Below are 18,488 nucleotides of genomic sequence, written 5' to 3'. Positions count from 1 at the left end.
GGCGGACTGCGCCGCGGCGCCCGCGCACAGCGCCGCGCCCAGGACGGCGGCGCGCAGGGTTTGCGACAGGAATGCGTGCATGGAATTCTCCTCGTGATGCCTGCACTCGATACGTGCAGGCGAAGCGTTCATCAGTACTTGACGCGCATGCTCAGCATGACGCTGCGCGGCTCGCCATAGGCGTTGCCCATGTCGGCGTTGCCCAGGCGCTGGTAATAGACCTTGTCGAACAGGTTGTTGACGTTCAACCCCAGCGAGACGTGCTCGTTGACGCGATAGCCGACGCGCGCGTTCCAGATGGCGTAGCCGCCCTGCGACACGCGCACGGAGCTGCCGCTGACCGGCCCCTGCGCCGCGCTTTCGGTGTAGATGCCGCTCTTGACGTTGACGCCGCCGCCCACGCTCCAGCGGTTCCATTGGCCCGGCAGCTGATAGGTGGTCCACAGCTGGAAGATGTGGCGGGGCGTGAAGGTGCGGAAGGCCGCGCCGCCGTTGGTGTTGTCCTTCAGGTAGCGGGTGGTGTTGAAGGTGTAGCCGCCCGCCACTTCCCAGCCCGGCGCGAGCCGGCCCGACACCTCGGTTTCGACCCCCTGGCTGCGCACCTGGCCGCTGGCCTCGTAGCAGCAATCGCCGACCTCGGGGTAGTTCGGGTCGCGCTGCGCGCGGTTGCGCTCGGTGATGCGGAACAGCGCGAACGAGGCGTTCAGCTTGCCGTCCAGCCATTCGCTTTTCAGGCCCGCCTCGTAGTTGGAGCCGACCACCGGCGGCAGCGATCCGCCGCTGGCCGAACGCAGGTCGCTCTGCACGCGGAAGATGTCGGCGTAACTGGCGTAGGCGGTCCAGTGGCTGTCGATGTCGTAGACCAGCCCGGCATACGGCGTCATGCGGCCATGCTCGCTGATGGCAGGGTCGCCGCGGCCGCTGATCAGGTTGGTGCTCTGCGTGCGCCACCAGCTCATGCGCGAGCCCAGCACCAGCGTCAACGGATCGGCCACCTTCAGGCGCGCCATCGCGTAGAGGCCCGACTGGCGCGTCTTGACGTCGCTCTTGCTGCCCCATTGCGGGTCGGCCGGTTCCGGATGGTCGTGGACGTCGTAATGGAAGACGTCCACCGGCCGCGCCGCGAAGCCCGGCAGCGAATAGGCGTTGTAGGCGCGCGCGCTGCGGTCGTACCAGTTGCCGCCGAACACCAGTTCGTGGCGGCGGCCCAGCGCCTCGAACGCGCCGGTCACCATCAGGTCCACGCCCAGCTGCTCATTGCGATACTGGTTGCCGCCGCCATACAGGCGCGGCCCCAGGCCGGTCTGGCGGTCGACGGCGCCGCGCACGTAGGCGTACTTGAGCTTGCTGGTTTCCTCGGCCTGGTTGACGTTGAGCTTGACGGTCCAGTCCGACGAAAACTGGTGCGCCAGCTCGGCGAACACCTGCGTGTTCTCGAAGTCCCAGCGGTTCCAGTCGGCGCCCAGGTAGGTGCCGCGCGTCAGCCCGAGATCGCCGCCGTCCTTGTAGCGCGGCAGCTGCATCATGTAGGGCAGCCAATCGCGCTTCTGGTAGCTGCCGCCCACGGTCAGCAGCGTGCGCTCGCCCAGGTCGGCCTCGACGATGCCGTAGTAGGCCTGCTTCTGCGAATGGGCCACGTCGTAGAAATACTTGCGGTCCTCCTGCGCGGTGGCGATGCGGCCACGCACCGAGCCCGACGCGTTCAGCGGCGTCGACAGGTCGAGTTCGCCGCGGTAGTTGTCCCATGATCCGGCGCTGGCCGAGCCGCTGAATTGCAGCGTGCGCGCGGGACGCTTGCGCACCAGGTTGATGACGCCGCCCGGCTGGCCCGCGCCGTTGAACAGGCCGGCCGCGCCCCGCAACAGCTCGACGTGGTCGAACATGAACAGGTCGGGCTGCGCCCACGATGCGCCGCCGGTCTGCATCGGCACGCCGTCGTACTGGAAGTACTCGATCTGGAAGCCGCGCGAATAGAACTGCGGAACCGCGGCGGTGCCCATCAGGTCGATGGTGATGCCCGGGGTCTGCGCCATGGCGTCCTCCAGCGACGCCAGGTTCTGGTCCTCGATGCGCTGGCGCGTGATGACCGACACCGACTGCGGAATCTCGCGCAGCGACAGCGGCAGCTTGCCGCCGATGGTGACGCTGGGCGCGGTGTAGGACGCGCTGCCTTCGGTGACGCCGACCTGCTCGCCCTGCACTGTCACCGGCGCCAGCGTGGCCGTGCCGCCCGGTTCAGCCGTTTGCGCGCCAGCGTGCGCGCCCGCCGCCAGGCCCATCATCATGGCGCCGCGCCGCAGCCATGCGGCGCGCGTTCCACCTGTCTCGATACCCACCATTGCCTCCGCTTCCAGCCCGTTCAACAAGATTGATAATCATCTTCAACGGCGCCGCGGCGGGCAATGCAAAAGGCTTTCGAATTCCGGATTAAGGCTTTCGTTTTTTCACCGGCGACACGGCCTGGCGGATCGCCGGCGCGTGCGCGCGCAGGGCGTCCCACAGGCGCGCCATGACCGGCCCCTGCGGCCGGTCGGCGCGGCGCGCGGCGGCCAGCGTCTCGGTGCTGCCCGGCAGGTGGCGGGTGGCCAGCGACAGCAGGCGGCCGTCGCGCAACTCGTCCTCGACCAGGAAGCGCGGCATGTGGCCCCAGCCCAGGCCCTGCAGGATGATTTCCTTCTTCATCAACGGGTCGGCCACGGTGCACCGGCGCGCGCCCTCGATCATGAAGTAGTCGCGCGCCGGCGTGTGGCGGGCGGTGTCGCGCATGACGCATTGGGTGTAGTCGCGCAGGTGCTCGGGTCGCAACGCGCGCGGGGCCGGCGCCAGATAGCCGGGCGCGGCCACCGGCACGAACGGCACGCTGCCCAGTTCCAGCCATTCGACGCGCGCGTCGCCCGGCTCCACGCGGTGCAGGATCAGGTCGGCGTCGCCATCCAGCAGCCGTTCCCACGGACCGGTCACGGCCTCGAAGTGCAGGTTCAGGCGCGTGGCCGGCCACTGCGCGAAGAACTGGCCCAGCAGCCCCAGCAGCAGCGGACGCGGACAGAAGTCGCCGACCACCACGTTCAATTCGCTTTCCTGGCCCATCGCCAACTGCTCGGCGTGGGCGCGCAGGCCGGCCAGTTCGCGCAGCAGCGCCTGGGCCCGCGCATGGAACGATTGCCCGGCGGCAGTGGGCCGCACCCGATAGCCGCTGCGGTCCAGCAGCGCCAGGTCCAGTTGCCGCTCCAGCTTGGCCACGGCCGCGAACACCGCCGGATGCGAACGGTGCAGCGTCTCGGCCGCGGCCTGGAAGCCGCCGGCCCGCACCACCGCGTCAAAGCATTGCAGGTCGTGCAGCGTGAATTCGCTCATGTCAGGTTTTCCTACAGTGACTGTGCGATCTTTGTAATTTCTTTCAAGATGGGCCGCAACTACGATCCGTCTCACGGTCGACACCGTTGCCCGGCCCGGCGGATGAGCGCGACATCCGCCCCGAGCCCCGCATCCCCCTCATACATGACAGGACGCTCATCATGCCTACCGACACGACTTTCATCACCACGGGCGACGGCGCCCGCATCGCCTACCGCTGGGACGGCGACGCCGGCCTGCCGGTGCTGGCCCTGTCCAACTCCATCGGCACCACGCTGCACATGTGGGACGACCTGGCGCCGGCGCTGGCGCGGCACTTCCGCGTGCTGCGCTTCGACACCCGCGGTCATGGCGCGTCCAGCGTGCCGCCCGGCGCCTACTCGCTGGACCGGCTCGGCCGCGACGTGCTGGAACTGTTCGACGCGCTGGGCGTGGACCGCGCCCACTTCCTCGGCCTGTCGCTGGGCGGCATCGTCGGCCAATGGCTGGGCGTGCATGCGCCGGACCGCATCGACCGGCTGATCCTGGCCAACACCTCGCCCTATCTCGGCCCCACGCCGCAATGGGACGAGCGCATCGCCGCCACCCTGCGGGCGCCGGACATGACGGAGACCGCCGAGACGTTCCTGGCGAACTGGTTCCCGGCCGCGATGCTGCGCGCCGGCGGGCCGGTCATCGACACCTTCCGCGACATGCTGCTGAACACCGACCCGCACGGCCTGGCGGGCGCGTTCGCGGCGGTGCGCGACACCGACCTGCGCCGCACCATCGCGTTGATTCCGCGGCCGACGCTGGTGATCGCGGGCCGCGACGACACCGTCACCGCCGCCAGCCACGGCGAACAGATCGCCGCGACCGTGCCCGGCGCGCAATGGCGCCTGCTGGAGGCGGTGCACCTGTCCAACATCGAACGCCCTGCGGAATTCCGCGAGGCGGTGCTGGGGTTCCTGCTGGCGCATTGATGCCCGCGTCCGCCATGTCGGACGGGGCCGGCGCGGGTTCAGCGCAAGCTGCTGGGCGCGGCGCCGAAACGGCGCCGGAAGGCCACCGAGAAATGCGCGGGCGCGTAGCCCACGTGCCAGGCCGCCTCAGACACGCTCAGGCCGCCGTTCAGGATCAATTCGCGGCCGCGCGTCAGGCGCGTTTCCTGCAGATGGCGCGCCATGCTGACGCCGAAGGCGCGCTTGAACGCCAGGTCCAGCTGACGCGCGTTGAGCCCGAGTTCACGCGCCAGCGCCGCCGTCGACGGCGCCTCGCGCAGGTCGGTGGCAAGGCGGCGATGCGCCTCGTGCGCCGCGTCCAGTTCGCGGGCCGCGGCCACCGGCGACGCCGCGCGGCCGGCCGGCAACGCCTGCCCGGCCTGGGCCAGCGCCACCGCCGCCAGCTCCAGGCTCTTGGCCGCCAGATACAGCGCGCGCGCCGCGCCCTCGTAGCGGCAGACTCGCACCTGGGCGGCGATGCGCCGCGCCTCGCGGCCCGCCGCGCCGTGCCAGACGACCGGGCCGTCGGCGCCCGCGGCGGGGTCCAGGCCGCGCAGGAAATCGGGATCGATGCCCAGTTCGTCGCGCAGTTGCGCCGCCGGCAGCGTGGCCAGCGTGAACTGCTGGTCGACGCCGGCCTCGAACGCGTCCGCGCCGCTGGCCTGCCCCGGCGCCCAGGCCAGGCACAGCACCGGGCCGCGCAGAGCCAGCGGCGGGCGGTCCTCGACCCGGCTGCTGACGCGCCCATCGAGCAGGATGACCTTGAGGCCGGGGTACAGCGCCTCTTCGCGCCATTCGGTGCGGCCGCGGCGGAACACGCCGGCGCGCAGGCCGCGGCCGTTGGCGAGGTCGAAGGCCGCGTCGACGCGGTGATAGTCGGCGGCGGCCGTGGCGCGGCCGGCGCGGGAATGGAACATGGGAAACGATCCGGGAGGAACGGATGGGTTTATTTGAGAATAATTATTATTACCCGCTCGCTACCGGAACTCAAACCGGACAGGTATCCGCCCGCCAACGCGCCCGGCGTTATTCCCCGGCGCGCTCCCAGCGCCGCTGGATCGCCTTGGCGGCCACCACGCCGTCCGCCATCGACGTGACCACGCAGGGATGCATGCGGTGGGCCACTTCGCCGATGGCATAGATGTCCGGCACGCTGGTCTCGGCGGTGGCGAAATCGGTGCGGATATACCCGCGCGCATCGCGCGCCAGTTGCAGGCCGTCGGCGAACGCGGCCTGCGGCTCCCAGCCGTAGAACACCAGGATCAGGTCGTAGCGCTGGCCGTCGACGCTGCGCGTGGCCGGATCGACCTGGTACGGGCCGATGCGCACGCCTTCCTTGCCGGCGCGCTGCACCCATTGCTGCTGGGCCCGCACGCTGCGGGCGTACAGGTGCACGGCGCGAGCGCCGCGGTTGCGCACATAGACGTAGTTCTCGAAGGCGTTGTCGCCGCCCCCCAGCACCGCCACCGACAGGCCGGAGTAATCCTGCGCCACGATCGGCGAGCCCGGTCCGATCAGCACCCCCGGCCATTGCGAGCCCGGCGGATGTTCCGGAAAGCCCTTGGCGCGCACGCCCGAGGCGATCACCAGGGTGCGGCCGCGCGCCTGCGATACGTCCCCATTGGCGTCGGCCAGGGTCGCCTCGATGCCGCCCTTGCACGGGCGCACCGCGGTCACCCGGGTGTCCAGGCGCAGCGGCACGCCGGCGGCGCGCACGCTGGTATCGATATTGGCGGCCACCTGCTGGCCGGTCATGCCGGGCAGCACCGCGATCCAGTCATCGGCGAACGGGTTGTCCACGCTCAGGCCGCCCAGGCGGCCGCTGGCCTCGACCAGCAGCGGCGCCAGGCCCAGCCGGGCCAGCCAGAGGGCGCAGGAGGCGCCGGCCGGGCCGCCGCCTACAATGACCGCATCGTGCATCTGTTGCATTTCATCCCTTGTTCGCCGTCCCCGCGCGGGCGTCCGGCCATGGCCGAATTGTAGCCAGCGCGCCGGCCCGGTCCGCCGCCGCCTTACAATTCCGGGATTCCACCCAGGTTTTCATCATGCCCACTCGCCGCATCATCCTATCCGGGCTCGCGCTCGACGCCCGCATCGGCATCCTCGAACACGAACGCCGCGCCACCCAGCCGCTGCACGTCGATGCCGAGTTCGACGTCGACATCCAGCGCTCGGTCGACGACCACGATATCCACAGCGTGCTGGACTATCGCCGCCTGCGCGAGGCCATCGTCGAGGAATGCACCCAGGCGCACGTGAACCTGATCGAAACCCTGGTGGAACAAGTCGCCGCGCGCCTGTTGGCCGACTTCCATGAAATCCGCTCGCTGCGCCTGCGCATCAGCAAGCCCATGGCCTTTTCCGACTGTGCGGCGGTGGGCGTGGAAATCCAGATCTCGCGTTGACCATGAACGACATCGCCACTCCCCCCGAAGTCCGCTTTCGCACCGAAGCGGAAGAAAAAGCCCGCCACGAAGGCAACAAGCTCACCAAGCGCCTGGCGCGCGAGACCACCCGCGCCCTGTCCGACTACAACATGATCGAGGCGGGCGACCGCGTCATGGTGTGCCTGTCGGGCGGCAAGGACTCCTACGCCATGCTGGACATCCTGCTCCAGCTGCAAAAGCGCGCGCCGTTCCCGTTCGAGCTGGTCGCGGTCAACCTGGACCAGAAGCAGCCCGGCTTTCCCGCCGACATCCTGCCGCGCTACCTGACCGAACTGGGCGTGCCGTTCCACATCGAGACGCAGGATACCTATTCGATCGTCACGCGCGTGCTCGAAGAGGGCAAGACGATGTGCTCGCTCTGTTCGCGCCTGCGCCGCGGCATCCTGTACCGCGTGGCCTCGGAACTGGGCGCCACCAAGATCGCGCTCGGCCACCACCGCGACGACATCCTGGGCACGTTCTTCCTGAACCTGTTCTATGGCGGCAAGGCCAAGGGCATGCCGCCCAAGCTGGTGTCCGACGACGGCCGCCACACCGTCATCCGCCCGCTCGCCTACGTGCCGGAAACCGACCTGATCGCCTACGCCGAACTCAAGCAGTTCCCGATCATTCCCTGCAACCTGTGCGGCTCCCAGGAAAACCTGAAGCGCAAGGAAGTCGGCCGCATGATCAAGGAATGGGACAAGCAGCACCCGGGCCGCTCGTGGAACGTCTTCAACGCGCTGTCGCGCGTGGTGCCGTCGCACCTGATGGACCGCGACCTGTTCGATTTCGTCGGCCTCAAGCCGACCGGCGTGCCGGACGCCAACGGCGACACCGCGTTCGACGCGGTCGATCCGTCGGATGAGGCGGACGAAGCCTGCGGCGATACGCCCGCCACGCCCGACGCGGCCGGCATCGTCGAAAAGAAAGTGACCTTCACGCGTGGCTGAACGCCGCCCTGTCCGCGCGCGGCGTGGATAGCAAAAGGCCCCGATGTTCCGACCCACTAGGGGCGAAATACCGGGGCCTTTTCCATAGTGGCGTTCAGGCGTTCAGCACCCGCACCGGCTGGCCGGCGCGCCAGGCCTTCACGGCCTCCAGCGCGTTGCGGTAGAAGGCCTCGAAGTTCTCGCGGCTGACATAGCCCAGGTGCGGCGTCAGGATGACGTTGTCCAGGTCGCGCACATTGTCGGTCGGCGACAGCGGCTCTTCCGGGTACACGTCCAGGCCGGCGCCGGCGATGCGGAATTTCACCAGCGCGTCCATCAGCGCCGCCTGGTCCACCAGGCCGGCGCGCGAGGTGTTCACCAGATAGGCCGTCGGCTTCATCGCGGCCAGCGCCGCGGCGTCGACGATGTGGCGGCTGCGATCGGACAGGATCAGGTGCAGGCTGACCACGTCGGACGTGGCGAACAGCTCGTGCTTGTCGACCCGCTTGACGCCCGCCTCGGCGGCGCGCTCGTCGGTCAGGTTGGGACTCCAGGCCACCACGTCCATGCCGAACGCCAGGCCCACCTTGGCCACCGCGACGCCCAGCTTGCCCAGCCCCAGCACGCCCAGGCGCTTGCCGGCCAGCGGCTCGGGCATGGCGGTCTGCCACATGCCGCGGCGCATGGCGGCGTCCTCGGCGGGCAGGTGCTTGAACAGGCCCAGGATGTGGGCCCAGGCCAGTTCGGCGGTGGCGGTGTTGGCGTCGGCGCTGCCGGGCGCGCCGCTGACCACGATACCCTGCGCGGCGCAGGCCGGCATGTCGATGGCGTTGTTGCGCATGCCGGTGGTGACCAGCAGGCGCAGGTTGGGCAGCGCACGGATGCGGTCGGCGGGGAACGGCGTGCGCTCGCGCATGGCCACGATCACGTCGAAGGGTTCGAGCGTGGCCTCGACCTGCTCGTCGGGGATGAAGTTGTTGAAGATCCGCACGTCGGCGTCGCCGCCCAGGGAACCCCAGTCCGCGTAGCGTTTGGCAACGTCGTGGTAATCGTCGAGTATTGCGATTTTCAAGTCTGTCTCCGGGTGGCGTGGCGCTTGCCGCGCCAGCCGCCCGGCCGACGCGACCCGCGCCGGTCAGTTCAGTCGTGCCTTGAGCTGGTCCAGCGGCAGCGCGCCGCTGATGCGCGTGCCGTCGGCGAAAAACAAGGTGGGGGTGCCGCGCACCATCAGCTGCTTGCCCAGCGCCAGCAGCTTGTCCTCGGGCACGCTGCAATTGGCGGTGGCCGGCTTCTGGCCGCGCAGCATCCAGTCGTCCCAGGCCTTGCCCGGGTCCGGCGCGCACCAGACGTCGCGGACCTTGGTGTTCGAGTCCGGCGACAGGATCGGGTACAGGAAGGTGTAGACGGTCAGGTTGTCCACGTCTTCGAGCGTCTTGCGCAGCTGCTTGCAGTAGCCGCAGTTGGGATCTTCGAAAATGGCGACCTTGCGCGAGCCGTCGCCCTTGACCTGCTTGATGGCCAGGTCCAGCGGCAACTGGTCGAACGGGATGGAGCCGAGCTTTTCCTGCGCCTCGCGGGTGACGTCGCGGCGCGTCATGGCGTCGATCAACGGCCCTTCCATGACCCAGGTCACCTTTTCATCGGTGTACAGCAGGTCCATGCCCAGCTGCACCTCGAACAGGCCGTAGGGCGTGCGGCGCACGGCGGTCACGTCCATGCCGGTGAAGCGCTGCTTGAAACGTTCCTTGACCGCGTCCGCCACGGGGTCCGCCGGCGCCACCTGGGTGGTGGAATAGCTCTTGCCGCCCTTGTCCGCCTTGCCGACCGAATTGGTGGAGACGGACTTGTCGCCGCTGGCCTGCGCCTGGGCGCCGGCCGACAGGCCCAGCCCGGCGGCCATGAAGCAGGCCGCCAACACGGCGGAAAAACGGAAATTCATGGGGACTCCTGTATTTGTGACGTCTCGCCTTCGATGGCCGAAAGCGTAACCGATCCGGCGCCCGGCCCGGGCCGGCCTCCTGGGAATCAGACACGCCCGCCGCGGGCGGGTTCCGTCCCGGAACCGGTCCCTAATTCGTCGATGCCCCGGCGATCAGGCGCCGCTTGACCAGCGGCGCGCGCTCGACCCAGTGCATGCCGGCATTGCGCAGCCACACCAGCGGCGTGGCGCGCGAGCCGAACAGCTTGTGCAGGCCGTCGGTGGCCAGCCGCAACGCCAGCACCGGCTCGGCGCGGGCGCGCTGGTAGCGGTGCAGCACGCGCAGGTCGCCGGCCTGGCGGTAGGGTTCGCGTCCGGCCACGGTGCGGGCCAGCGCCTCGACGTCGCCCAGGCCCAGGTTCAGGCCCTGCCCGGCCAGCGGATGCAGGCGGTGCGCGGCGTCGCCGGCCAGCGCGATGCCGGGCGCCACCATCTGGGCGCGCTCCAGCGTCAGCGGAAAGCCGTGCAGCTTGCTGCGCACCTTCAGGCGGCCCAGGCGGCCCTGCGCCGCGTGTTCCAGCATCGATTCGAGCCGCGCGGCCTGTTCCTCGGGCGGCAAGGCCAGCAATTCCCGGGCCTGCTCGCTGCGCATCGACCAGACCATCGACACCTGCGGACCATCCGCGGTGTCGGGCAGCGGCAGCAGCGCCAGCACGCCATCGTCGCGGAACCACTGGAAGGCGGTGCCCTGGTGGGCGCGCTCGGCGTCCAGGTTCACCACCAGCCCGGTGTCGTTGTAGGACACGGCATCATGCTTGAGGCCGGCGGCGGTGCGCAGCGGCGAGGCCGCGCCATCGGCGCCGACGAACAATTCGGCCTGGATGCGGGCGCCGCTCTCGGTGTCCACCGCGCCGGCCTGGTAGCCGGTGCAGCGGTCTTCCAGCCACGGAATGCCGAACATGCGCACCGCCTGGATCAGCACCCGCTCGATCTCGCCGGATTCGACGATCCAGGCCAGTTGCGGCAGGGCCGCCTGCCAGGCGTTCAGGTGCACCAGGCCGTCGGCGTCGCCATGGATCTCCATGGCCTGCACCGGCGTCAGGCGGGCCGACGGCATCGCGTCCCACACGCCCAGCTCGGCCAGGAAACGCTGGCTGGCGGGCGAGATGGCGTAGACGCGCGCATGGTAATGATTGGGATCGGCCGGCGGCACGCTCACGCGCGGCGCCAGCAGGGCCACGCGCTGGCCGCGGCGGGCCAGCGCCAGGGCCGAGGACAGGCCGACGATGCCGGCCCCGCAAACCACGATCTGGTGTGTCATCTTGCGCTCGGCTCCCCGGCCTGTTTCGGCCACAGCAACCACATCTGGCCGCGCTGTTTCATGCGCCCGGCCTGCTGGCCGGCCTCGTCGCCGTAGCCCCAATAGAAGTCGGCGCGCGCCGCGCCGCGGATGGCGGTGCCGGTGTCCTGCGCGAACACCAGGCGCTGCAGCGGCCGGTCGGAGGCCGGGAAAGTGGTGGCCAGGAACACCGGCGTGCCCAGCGGCACGAAGCCGGCGTCCACCGCGATCGCGCGTTTCGGCGCCAAGTTGACGCCATAGGCGCCCTTGGGGCCGAGTTCGGGATCGATCACCGGCTCTTCGCGGAAGAACACCACCGCCGGGTTGGCGTTGAGCATCTCGGGCACGCGCTTGGGATTGCGCTGCGCCCAGGCGCGGATGTTCTGCATCGAGGCCTGGTCGGCCGACAGCTCGCCGCGGTCCGCCAGCCAGCGGCCGATGGACACGTAGGGCTGGCCGTTGTGGTCGGCGTAGGCCACGCGGATGGTCTTGCCGCTGTCGGGGCCGTCGGTCAGCAGCACGCGGCCCGAGCCCTGCACCTGCAGGAAGAAGTTGTCGACCGGATCATCGACCCACACCACCACCGGCGGGCGGCGGCCGGAGGCTTCGATCGCGGCGCGGGTGTCGTAGGGCACCACGCGCTTGCCTTCGAGCTTGCCGCGCACGCGCTTGCCGGCCAGGTCCGGGTAGACCGAGCCCAGGTCGATGGTCAGCAGGTCGGCCGGCACCGCGTACAGCGGCCATTGGTAGTTGCCGCCCTGGCGGCGCGAGCCGCGCACCAGCGGCTCGTAGTAACCGGTGACGGTATTGGCGGCCGGCTTGCCGTCGGCCGCGTTCAGGCGCCACGGCTGCAGATAGGTCTGCAGGAAGCGGCGCACGCCCTCGGGATCGTTGGCGGCGGGCGCCCGGGCCGGGTCCGCCGCGGCGGCACAGACCGGCTGCCAGGCGCGCGGCGTGGCGCGCGCCGGCGCGGCCAGGTTGCCGCTGGTCGGGCGCATCAGCCCCTTGCAGTTGCGCAGGAACAGGGGCCAGAACTGGGCCAGGTCGTCGCTGGTCCAGCCCGGCATCTCGGCCCAGGTGCCGGGCTTGTACTTGCCGGCCAGGGCGCGCGGCGGCGTCTCGGGCAGGGCCGACAGCGCCGGCACCACCAGCGGGCCATCGGCGGCCGCGGGGCGCGCGCCGGTGGCGCCGGGTTCGCCGGATTCGGGCGGGATCTCTGAGGTGGTGGTACATGCCGCCAGCAGAACCGACAGCACGGACAGGCTAAGAATGCGCTTCATGAGCAGATGGAAAACCGTACAACGTGTGGCCGCGCCCCGCGTCAGTGCAGGGTGCGCGGCATGGCCAGGACGAATTCGGAAATCGGCACTTCGAACGGAATACCGTTCTCGCCGACGCAATGGTAGGTGCCGCGCATCGTCCCGACCGGCGTGGGGAGGGGACAGCCGCTGGTGTATTCGAAGGTCTCGCCGGGCGCCAGCAGGGGCTGCTGGCCGACCACGCCCAGCCCGCGCACTTCCTGCACGCGCTGGTTGCCATCGGTGATAATCCAGTGGCGGCTGATCACCTGGGCCGGATGCTCGCCGGTATTGGTGATGCGGACGGTATAGGCGAACACGAACTGCTGCTCACCCGGATCGGACTGTTCTGGCACGAAGCGCGGCGAGACGGAGACGCTCAGGTCGTAGGGTTTCACAGTCCTTTCCTGTGTGGCACGAGCAAGCTGCAATAATGGCACATTATGCCTTCACCCACCCCGAACGCCATGCCTACCACCACCCGCATCACCCCCAGCATCCTGTCCGCCGACTTCGCCCGCCTGGGCGAGGAAGTGCGTGACGTCGTCGCCGCCGGCGCCGACTGGATCCATTTCGATGTGATGGACAACCACTACGTGCCCAACCTGACCATCGGCCCGATGGTCTGCGCGGCGATCCGTCCCCATGTTTCCGTGCCGATCGACGTGCACCTCATGGTCGAGCCGGTGGACGCCCTGGTGCCGATGTTCGCCAAGGCCGGCGCCAACTACATCAGCTTCCACCCGGAAGCCAGCCGCCACGTCGACCGCACCCTGTCGCTGATCCGCGAGAACGGCTGTAAGGCCGGCCTGGTGTTCAATCCCGCCACGCCCCTGTCGTACCTCGACCACGTCATGGACAAGGTCGACCTGGTGCTGATCATGTCGGTCAACCCCGGCTTCGGCGGCCAGAGCTTCATCCCCGGCGCGCTGACCAAGCTGCGCGAGGCCCGCGCCCGCATCGACGCCTGGACCCAGGCCGGCGGCCAGGAAATCGTGCTGCAGGTGGACGGCGGCGTGAAGATCGACAACATCGCCGAAATCCGCCGCGCCGGCGCCGACACCTTCGTGGCCGGCTCGGCCATCTTCGGCAAGCCCGACTACCCCGGCATCATCAAGTCCATGCGCGAACAGATCGCCATCGGCGAAACCACCGCTGTCTGAGGAACCCCGCCATGACTCCCTTCCGCGCCGCGCTGCTGGACCTGGACGGCACCCTGCTCGACTCCATCCCCGACCTGGCCTTCGCGGCCAACGCCATGCGCGTGGAACTCGGCATGATCGCGCTGCGCGAGGATGTCGTGGCCACCTTCGTCGGCAAGGGGGTGGACAACCTGGTGCGCCGCAGCCTGGCCGGCAGCCTGGACGCCGCCGATCCCTCGCCCGAGGACTTCGCCCGGGCGCGCGAGGCCTTCTACCGCCACTACCACCTGGTCAATGGCGAGCGCGCCCAGGTCTACCCCGGCGTCATCGAGGGCCTCAAGCACATGCGCGAGCAGGGCCTGAAGCTGGCCGTGGTCACCAACAAGCCCACCGAATTCACCCTGCCGCTGTTGCAACGCACCGGCCTGGCCGGGTTTTTCGACGCGGTGGTGTGCGGCGACACCTGCGCCCGCCGCAAGCCCGACCCGGACCAGGTGCTGCACGCCTGCGAACTGCTGGGCGTGACGGTGGCCGAGGCCGTCACCATCGGCGATTCCATCAACGACGCCCAGGCCGGCCGCAGCGCCGGCACCCAGGTGCTGGTGGTGCCGTATGGTTACAACGAAGGCCGTGACGTGCGCGAGCTCGATGTCGATGGTATAGTGGACACGCTCGTCAACGCCGCCCAGTGGGTGGAGCTCTGGAATCAGAACCAGAACGCCGCGAAAGCCCAGGCCTGAAGCCGGGGTCCGCGCCTTTGACGGCATACCTGACTATCGAACCGATATCCTCCTGATGAACGTTTCCATCCAGAACCAAATGCTCGGCGCCTCGTGGCGCTGGTGGCGTTTGTCTTCCGGGTGGCGATGATTCCCTTCCCGGCCCTAGACGCGTACCGCACCGCCTAGCGCCGATACTGTGTAGAACACAGAGCCAAGCCCGGAACCAGTAACCTGGACCGGGCTTTTTGTTGTGTGCCTGGTCCCAAGCAGATACCCATCGCCCACGAGACCCGACATGACCGAAATCGAATTCAAAGCCCTCGCCGCCCAAGGCTACAACCGCATCCCGCTGGTGGCCGAGACCTACGCCGACCTGGACACCCCGCTGGGCATCTACCTGAAGCTGGCCCATGCCGGCCCGCAGGCCGGCCGCATGACTTGCCTGATGGAATCGGTGGTGGGCGGCGAGCGCTTCGGCCGCTACTCGTTCATCGGCCTGCCGGCCCGCACGGTGATCCGCGCCAGCGGCACCCGCACCGAAGTGCTGCACGACGGCAAGGTCGTGGAAACCCATGACGGCGACCCGCTGGCCTTCATCGAGCAGTACCAGGCCCGCTTCAAGGTGGCCCTGCGCCCCGGCATGCCGCGCTTCTGCGGCGGCCTGGCCGGCTACTTCGGCTACGACACCGTGCGCCACATCGAACCGTGCCTGGGCCCCGCCGTGAAGCCGTTCCCGGCCGGCATGGAAGGCGGCACGCCCGACCTGATGCTGATGCACGTGGACGAGCTGGTCATCGTCGACAACCTGGCCGGCCGCATCTACCTGATGGTCTACGCCGACCCGGGCCAGCCCGAGAGCTACAGCCGCGCCCAGCAACGCCTGCACGACCTGCGCGCGCGCCTGCGACGCCCGGTGGAAATCCCCTACAGCCACGCCAGCATGCAGACCGAAGAGCGGCGCGACTTCAAGAAGGAAGACTATCTGGCGGCCGTGCACCGCGCCAAGGAACACATCGCCGCCGGCGACCTGATGCAGGTGCAGATCGGCCAGGTCATCGCCAAGCCGTTCCGCGACTCCCCCCTCTCGCTGTACCGCGCCCTGCGGTCGCTCAATCCCTCCCCCTACATGTACTTCTGGAACTTCGGCGACTTCCAGGTGGTGGGCGCGTCGCCCGAGATCCTGGTGCGCCAGGAGCGCACCGTCGTCGACGGCGCGCCGAAGTCGCAGATCACCATCCGCCCGCTGGCCGGCACCCGCAAGCGCGGCGCCACGCCCGAGGAAGACGCCGCCCTGGCCGCCGAGCTCAAGGCCGACCCCAAGGAAGTGGCCGAGCACGTGATGCTGATCGACCTGGCCCGCAACGACGTCGGCCGCGTCGCCGAGGTGGGTTCGGTCAAGGTCAGCGACACCATGGTGATCGAGCGCTATTCGCACGTGATGCACCTGGTGTCCAACGTCACCGGCAACCTGAACCCGGGCATGAGCAGCATGGACGTGCTGCGCGCCTCGTTCCCGGCCGGCACGCTGACCGGCGCGCCGAAGGTCGAAGCCATGAAGATCATCGACGAGCTCGAGCCCGTGCGCCGCGGCATCTACGGCGGCGCGGCCGGCTACCTCAGCTACGGCGGCGAAATGGACGTGGCCATCGCCATCCGCACGGGTGTCATCAAGGACGGCACGCTGTACGTGCAGGCCGCCGCCGGCATCGTCGCCGACTCCAACCCCGAAGCCGAATGGGCCGAGACCGAGGCCAAGGCCCGCGCCGTGCTGCGCGCCGCCGACCAGGTCCAGCACGGCCTGGACGAGCCCATCTGAGACGCCCGCCGCCCCCATGACCGCCCCGGGCCGCAAATCGGCCCGCCTGGAGAAAAAAATGCTGTTGATGATCGACAACTACGACTCGTTTACCTACAACCTGGTCCAGTATTTCGGTGAACTGGGCGAGGACGTGCGCGTGGCGCGCAACGACCAGATCACCCTGGAAGAGATCGCCGCGCTCAACCCCGACCGCATCTGCGTGTCGCCCGGCCCGTGCTCGCCGGCCGAGGCCGGCATCTCGGTGCCCGTCATCCAGGCCTTCGCCGGCAAAAAGCCGATCCTGGGCGTGTGCCTGGGCCACCAGGCCATCGGCGCCGCCTATGGCGGCGACATCGTCCGCGCCCAGCAGATCATGCACGGCAAGACCGTCCAGATCTCGCATACCGGGACGGACATCTTCACCGACCTGCCGACGCCGTACACTGTCATCCGCTACAACTCGCTGACCATCGACCCGGCGACGCTGCCCGAGTGCCTGGCCGTGACGGCCACGGCGCCAGACGGCGACATCATGGGCGTGCGCCACAAGACGCTGCCCCTGTACGGCGTGCAGTTCCACCCCGAATCCGTGCTCAGCGAACACGGCCACGCCCTGCTGCGCAATTTCCTGAACCTCGCCTAAGAAGGACGCACCGTGACGATCTCCCCCTCCGAAGCGCTGACGCGCTGTATCGAGCACCGCGAAATTTTCCACGACGAAATGCTGCACCTGATGCGCATGCTGATGCGCGGCGAAATGTCGCCGCAGATCGCCAGCGCGCTGCTGATGGGCCTGCGCGTGAAAAAGGAAACGGTTGGTGAAATCACCGCGGCCGCGCAGGTCATGCGCGAATTCGCCACGCCGGTGGTGACGCCCAACCCCGAAGACCTGCTCGACATGTGCGGCACCGGCGGCGACGGCAGCCACACCTTCAACATCTCCACCACCGCCATGTTCGTGGCGGCGGCGGCCGGCGTGCCGATCGCCAAGCACGGCAACCGCAGCGCTTCCTCGTCGAGCGGCAGCGCCGACGTGCTCGAAGCGCTGGGCGCCAACCTGGTGCTGACGCCCGAACAGGTGGCCGAGTGCATCCAGGCCACCGGCATCGGCTTCATGTTCGCGCCGGCCCATCACGGCGCCATGAAGAACGTGGCCGCGGTCCGCAAGGAACTGGCCGTGCGCACCATCTTCAACATCCTCGGCCCGCTGACCAACCCGGCCGGCGCCGCCAACCAGCTGATGGGCGTGTTCCACCCCGACCTGGTGGGCATCCAGGTGCGCGTGCTGGAACGCCTGGGCTCGCGCCACGTGCTGGTGGTGCACGGCAAGGACGGCATGGACGAAGCCTCGCTGGGCGGCGCCACCCTGGTGGGCGAGCTCAAGGACGGCAAGGTCAGCGAATACGAGATCCACCCCGAGGACTACGGGCTATCCATGATGTCCAATCGCAGCATCAAGGTGTCCAATCGCGAACAGTCGCGCGAGCTTGTCATAGAGGCGCTGGACAATGTCGAGGGCACCGCCCGCGACATCGTCGCGCTGAATGCGGGTCTCGCCATCTACGCAGGCAATAAAGCCGATTCCATTCCCGCAGCGTTAGCGCTAGCATTTGAACTGATTTCCACCGGCGCGGCGCGAGCCAAGCTGGAAGATTTCTGCGCATATACCCGGAAATTCCAGAAATGAACGATATTCTCGCGAAGATCCTCGCCGTCAAGGTCGAGGAAGTCGCCGCCGCGCGCCAGATGCGCAGCGAAGCCGAAGTCCTGCGCGAGGCGCAGGCGCGCCAGGACGTGCGCGGCTTCGCCCAGGCCATCGAAGACAAGATCTCGCAGGGCAAGGCCGGCGTGATCGCCGAAATCAAGAAAGCGTCGCCGTCCAAGGGCGTGCTGCGCGAGACCTTTCAACCGGCTGAAATCGCGGCCTCGTATGCCGTGCACGGCGCGGCCTGCCTGTCGGTGCTGACCGACGTGCAGTTCTTCCAGGGCTCGCACGACCACCTGCGCCAGGCGCGCGCCGCGTGCTCGCTGCCGGTGCTGCGCAAGGACTTCGTGATCGATCCGTACCAGATCATCGCCGCCCGCGCGATGGGCGCCGACTGCGTGCTGCTGATCGTCGCCGCGCTCACGCCCACGCAACTGCGCGAGATGGAAACGCTGGCGATGGAGCTGGGCATGGACGTGCTGGTGGAAGTGCACGACGCCCAGGAACTGGACATCGCGCTGACGCTCAAGACGCCGCTGCTGGGCATCAACAACCGCAACCTGCGCACCTTCGAGACCAGCCTGCGGACCACGCTGGACCTGCTGCCGCGCATTCCCGCCGGCAAGCGCGTGGTCACCGAAAGCGGCATCCTCAAGCCGGAAGACGTGAAGCTGATGCGCGAGCACAAGGTCGACGCCTTCCTGGTGGGCGAGGCCTTCATGCGCGCCGCGGACCCGGGCGCCGAACTGGCGCGCGTGGTCGGCTGAGCCGGCGCCGCGCCCTTCCCCTTCTCACGCAACGCGCGTCCGGCGACGCGGCCCGTTCCGGCCGCGCCGGGCGGGCGTTCGCGCGCTCAGCGCGGCCGCGCCAGGCC

At 69.1% G+C, this 18,488-nt stretch carries 18 protein-coding genes; 9 read left to right on the top strand and 9 right to left on the bottom strand.

Annotation, left to right across the window (positions count from 1 at the left end; all coding sequences use genetic code 11):
- Positions 1–131: 131 nt before the first annotated feature.
- Together H0523_RS29065 and H0523_RS29060 are read right to left on the bottom strand one after the other, a co-directional pair.
- Positions 132–2,339 (bottom strand): TonB-dependent siderophore receptor, encoded by a 2,208-nt coding sequence (locus H0523_RS29065; protein WP_054434881.1) that lies wholly within the window; start codon positions 2,337–2,339, stop codon positions 132–134.
- 88 nt (positions 2,340–2,427) lie between these two features.
- On the bottom strand, positions 2,428–3,354 hold the full coding sequence (locus tag H0523_RS29060; protein WP_054434883.1) for a LysR family transcriptional regulator: 927 nt from the start codon (positions 3,352–3,354) through the stop codon (positions 2,428–2,430).
- A 161-nt stretch (positions 3,355–3,515) separates the two neighbouring features.
- On the opposite strand from H0523_RS29060, the gene pcaD reads away from it, so the two are divergent.
- Positions 3,516–4,316 (top strand): 3-oxoadipate enol-lactonase, encoded by an 801-nt coding sequence (gene pcaD, locus H0523_RS29055; RefSeq protein ID WP_054434885.1) that lies wholly within the window; start codon positions 3,516–3,518, stop codon positions 4,314–4,316.
- Between the two features lie 38 nt (positions 4,317–4,354).
- Here pcaD and H0523_RS29050 read toward each other — a convergent pair whose 3' ends face one another.
- Positions 4,355–5,251 (bottom strand): helix-turn-helix transcriptional regulator, encoded by an 897-nt coding sequence (locus H0523_RS29050; protein WP_054434887.1) that lies wholly within the window; start codon positions 5,249–5,251, stop codon positions 4,355–4,357.
- A gap of 109 nt (positions 5,252–5,360) precedes the next feature.
- Complete coding sequence (locus tag H0523_RS29045) at positions 5,361–6,263, bottom strand: NAD(P)/FAD-dependent oxidoreductase (protein WP_054434889.1); 903 nt, start codon at positions 6,261–6,263, stop codon at positions 5,361–5,363.
- A 116-nt stretch (positions 6,264–6,379) separates the two neighbouring features.
- On the opposite strand from H0523_RS29045, the gene folB reads away from it, so the two are divergent.
- A complete protein-coding gene (gene folB / locus H0523_RS29040) occupies positions 6,380–6,739 on the top strand; it encodes a dihydroneopterin aldolase (protein WP_006392515.1) in 360 nt (119 codons plus the stop codon).
- A 2-nt stretch (positions 6,740–6,741) separates the two neighbouring features.
- A complete protein-coding gene (ttcA, locus tag H0523_RS29035) occupies positions 6,742–7,713 on the top strand; it encodes a tRNA 2-thiocytidine(32) synthetase TtcA (protein WP_054434890.1) in 972 nt (323 codons plus the stop codon).
- A 94-nt stretch (positions 7,714–7,807) separates the two neighbouring features.
- Here ttcA and H0523_RS29030 read toward each other — a convergent pair whose 3' ends face one another.
- From H0523_RS29030 to apaG, 5 genes are all read right to left on the bottom strand, one after another.
- Positions 7,808–8,764 carry a D-2-hydroxyacid dehydrogenase family protein gene (locus H0523_RS29030; protein WP_054434892.1) on the bottom strand — a complete coding sequence of 319 codons (957 nt, stop codon included), beginning with the start codon at positions 8,762–8,764 and terminating at the stop codon, positions 7,808–7,810.
- A gap of 63 nt (positions 8,765–8,827) precedes the next feature.
- Positions 8,828–9,631 (bottom strand): DsbC family protein, encoded by an 804-nt coding sequence (locus tag H0523_RS29025; RefSeq protein WP_049070812.1) that lies wholly within the window; start codon positions 9,629–9,631, stop codon positions 8,828–8,830.
- A gap of 130 nt (positions 9,632–9,761) precedes the next feature.
- The gene (locus tag H0523_RS29020) at positions 9,762–10,931 is read right to left on the bottom strand and encodes a UbiH/UbiF family hydroxylase (RefSeq protein ID WP_054434893.1); all 1,170 of its coding nucleotides are present in this window, start codon (positions 10,929–10,931) and stop codon (positions 9,762–9,764) included.
- Complete coding sequence (mltA, locus tag H0523_RS29015) at positions 10,928–12,229, bottom strand: murein transglycosylase A (RefSeq protein ID WP_054461046.1); 1,302 nt, start codon at positions 12,227–12,229, stop codon at positions 10,928–10,930. Before mltA ends, H0523_RS29020 begins: the two co-directional genes overlap by 4 nt.
- A 41-nt stretch (positions 12,230–12,270) precedes the next feature.
- A complete protein-coding gene (gene apaG / locus H0523_RS29010) occupies positions 12,271–12,645 on the bottom strand; it encodes a Co2+/Mg2+ efflux facilitator ApaG/CorD (protein WP_006392509.1) in 375 nt (124 codons plus the stop codon).
- A gap of 45 nt (positions 12,646–12,690) precedes the next feature.
- Here apaG and rpe point away from each other — a divergent pair, with 45 nt between their 5' ends.
- From rpe to trpC, 6 genes are all read left to right on the top strand, one after another.
- Entirely contained in the window at positions 12,691–13,410 is a 720-nt protein-coding gene (gene rpe / locus H0523_RS29005; protein WP_054435066.1) for a ribulose-phosphate 3-epimerase, read from the top strand.
- Between the two features lie 11 nt (positions 13,411–13,421).
- Entirely contained in the window at positions 13,422–14,129 is a 708-nt protein-coding gene (locus H0523_RS29000) for a phosphoglycolate phosphatase (RefSeq protein WP_020925473.1), read from the top strand.
- A gap of 277 nt (positions 14,130–14,406) precedes the next feature.
- Positions 14,407–15,927 (top strand): anthranilate synthase component I, encoded by a 1,521-nt coding sequence (gene trpE, locus H0523_RS28995; protein WP_180180235.1) that lies wholly within the window; start codon positions 14,407–14,409, stop codon positions 15,925–15,927.
- 58 nt (positions 15,928–15,985) lie between these two features.
- Positions 15,986–16,552: an aminodeoxychorismate/anthranilate synthase component II gene (locus tag H0523_RS28990; protein ID WP_054435071.1), complete on the top strand. Its 567-nt coding sequence runs from the start codon at positions 15,986–15,988 to the stop codon at positions 16,550–16,552.
- Positions 16,553–16,564: 12 nt separating this feature from the next.
- The gene (gene trpD, locus H0523_RS28985) at positions 16,565–17,596 is read left to right on the top strand and encodes an anthranilate phosphoribosyltransferase (RefSeq protein ID WP_006392504.1); all 1,032 of its coding nucleotides are present in this window, start codon (positions 16,565–16,567) and stop codon (positions 17,594–17,596) included.
- Positions 17,593–18,381 carry an indole-3-glycerol phosphate synthase TrpC gene (gene trpC, locus H0523_RS28980; RefSeq protein ID WP_054435060.1) on the top strand — a complete coding sequence of 263 codons (789 nt, stop codon included), beginning with the start codon at positions 17,593–17,595 and terminating at the stop codon, positions 18,379–18,381. The genes trpD and trpC overlap by 4 nt, the downstream gene beginning before the upstream one ends.
- Positions 18,382–18,488: the final 107 nt, after the last annotated feature.

Source organism: Achromobacter insuavis, from assembly GCF_902859645.1.
GTDB lineage: Bacteria > Pseudomonadota > Gammaproteobacteria > Burkholderiales > Burkholderiaceae_B > Achromobacter > Achromobacter insuavis.
This window is presented reverse-complemented; position numbering and strand designations above follow the sequence as displayed.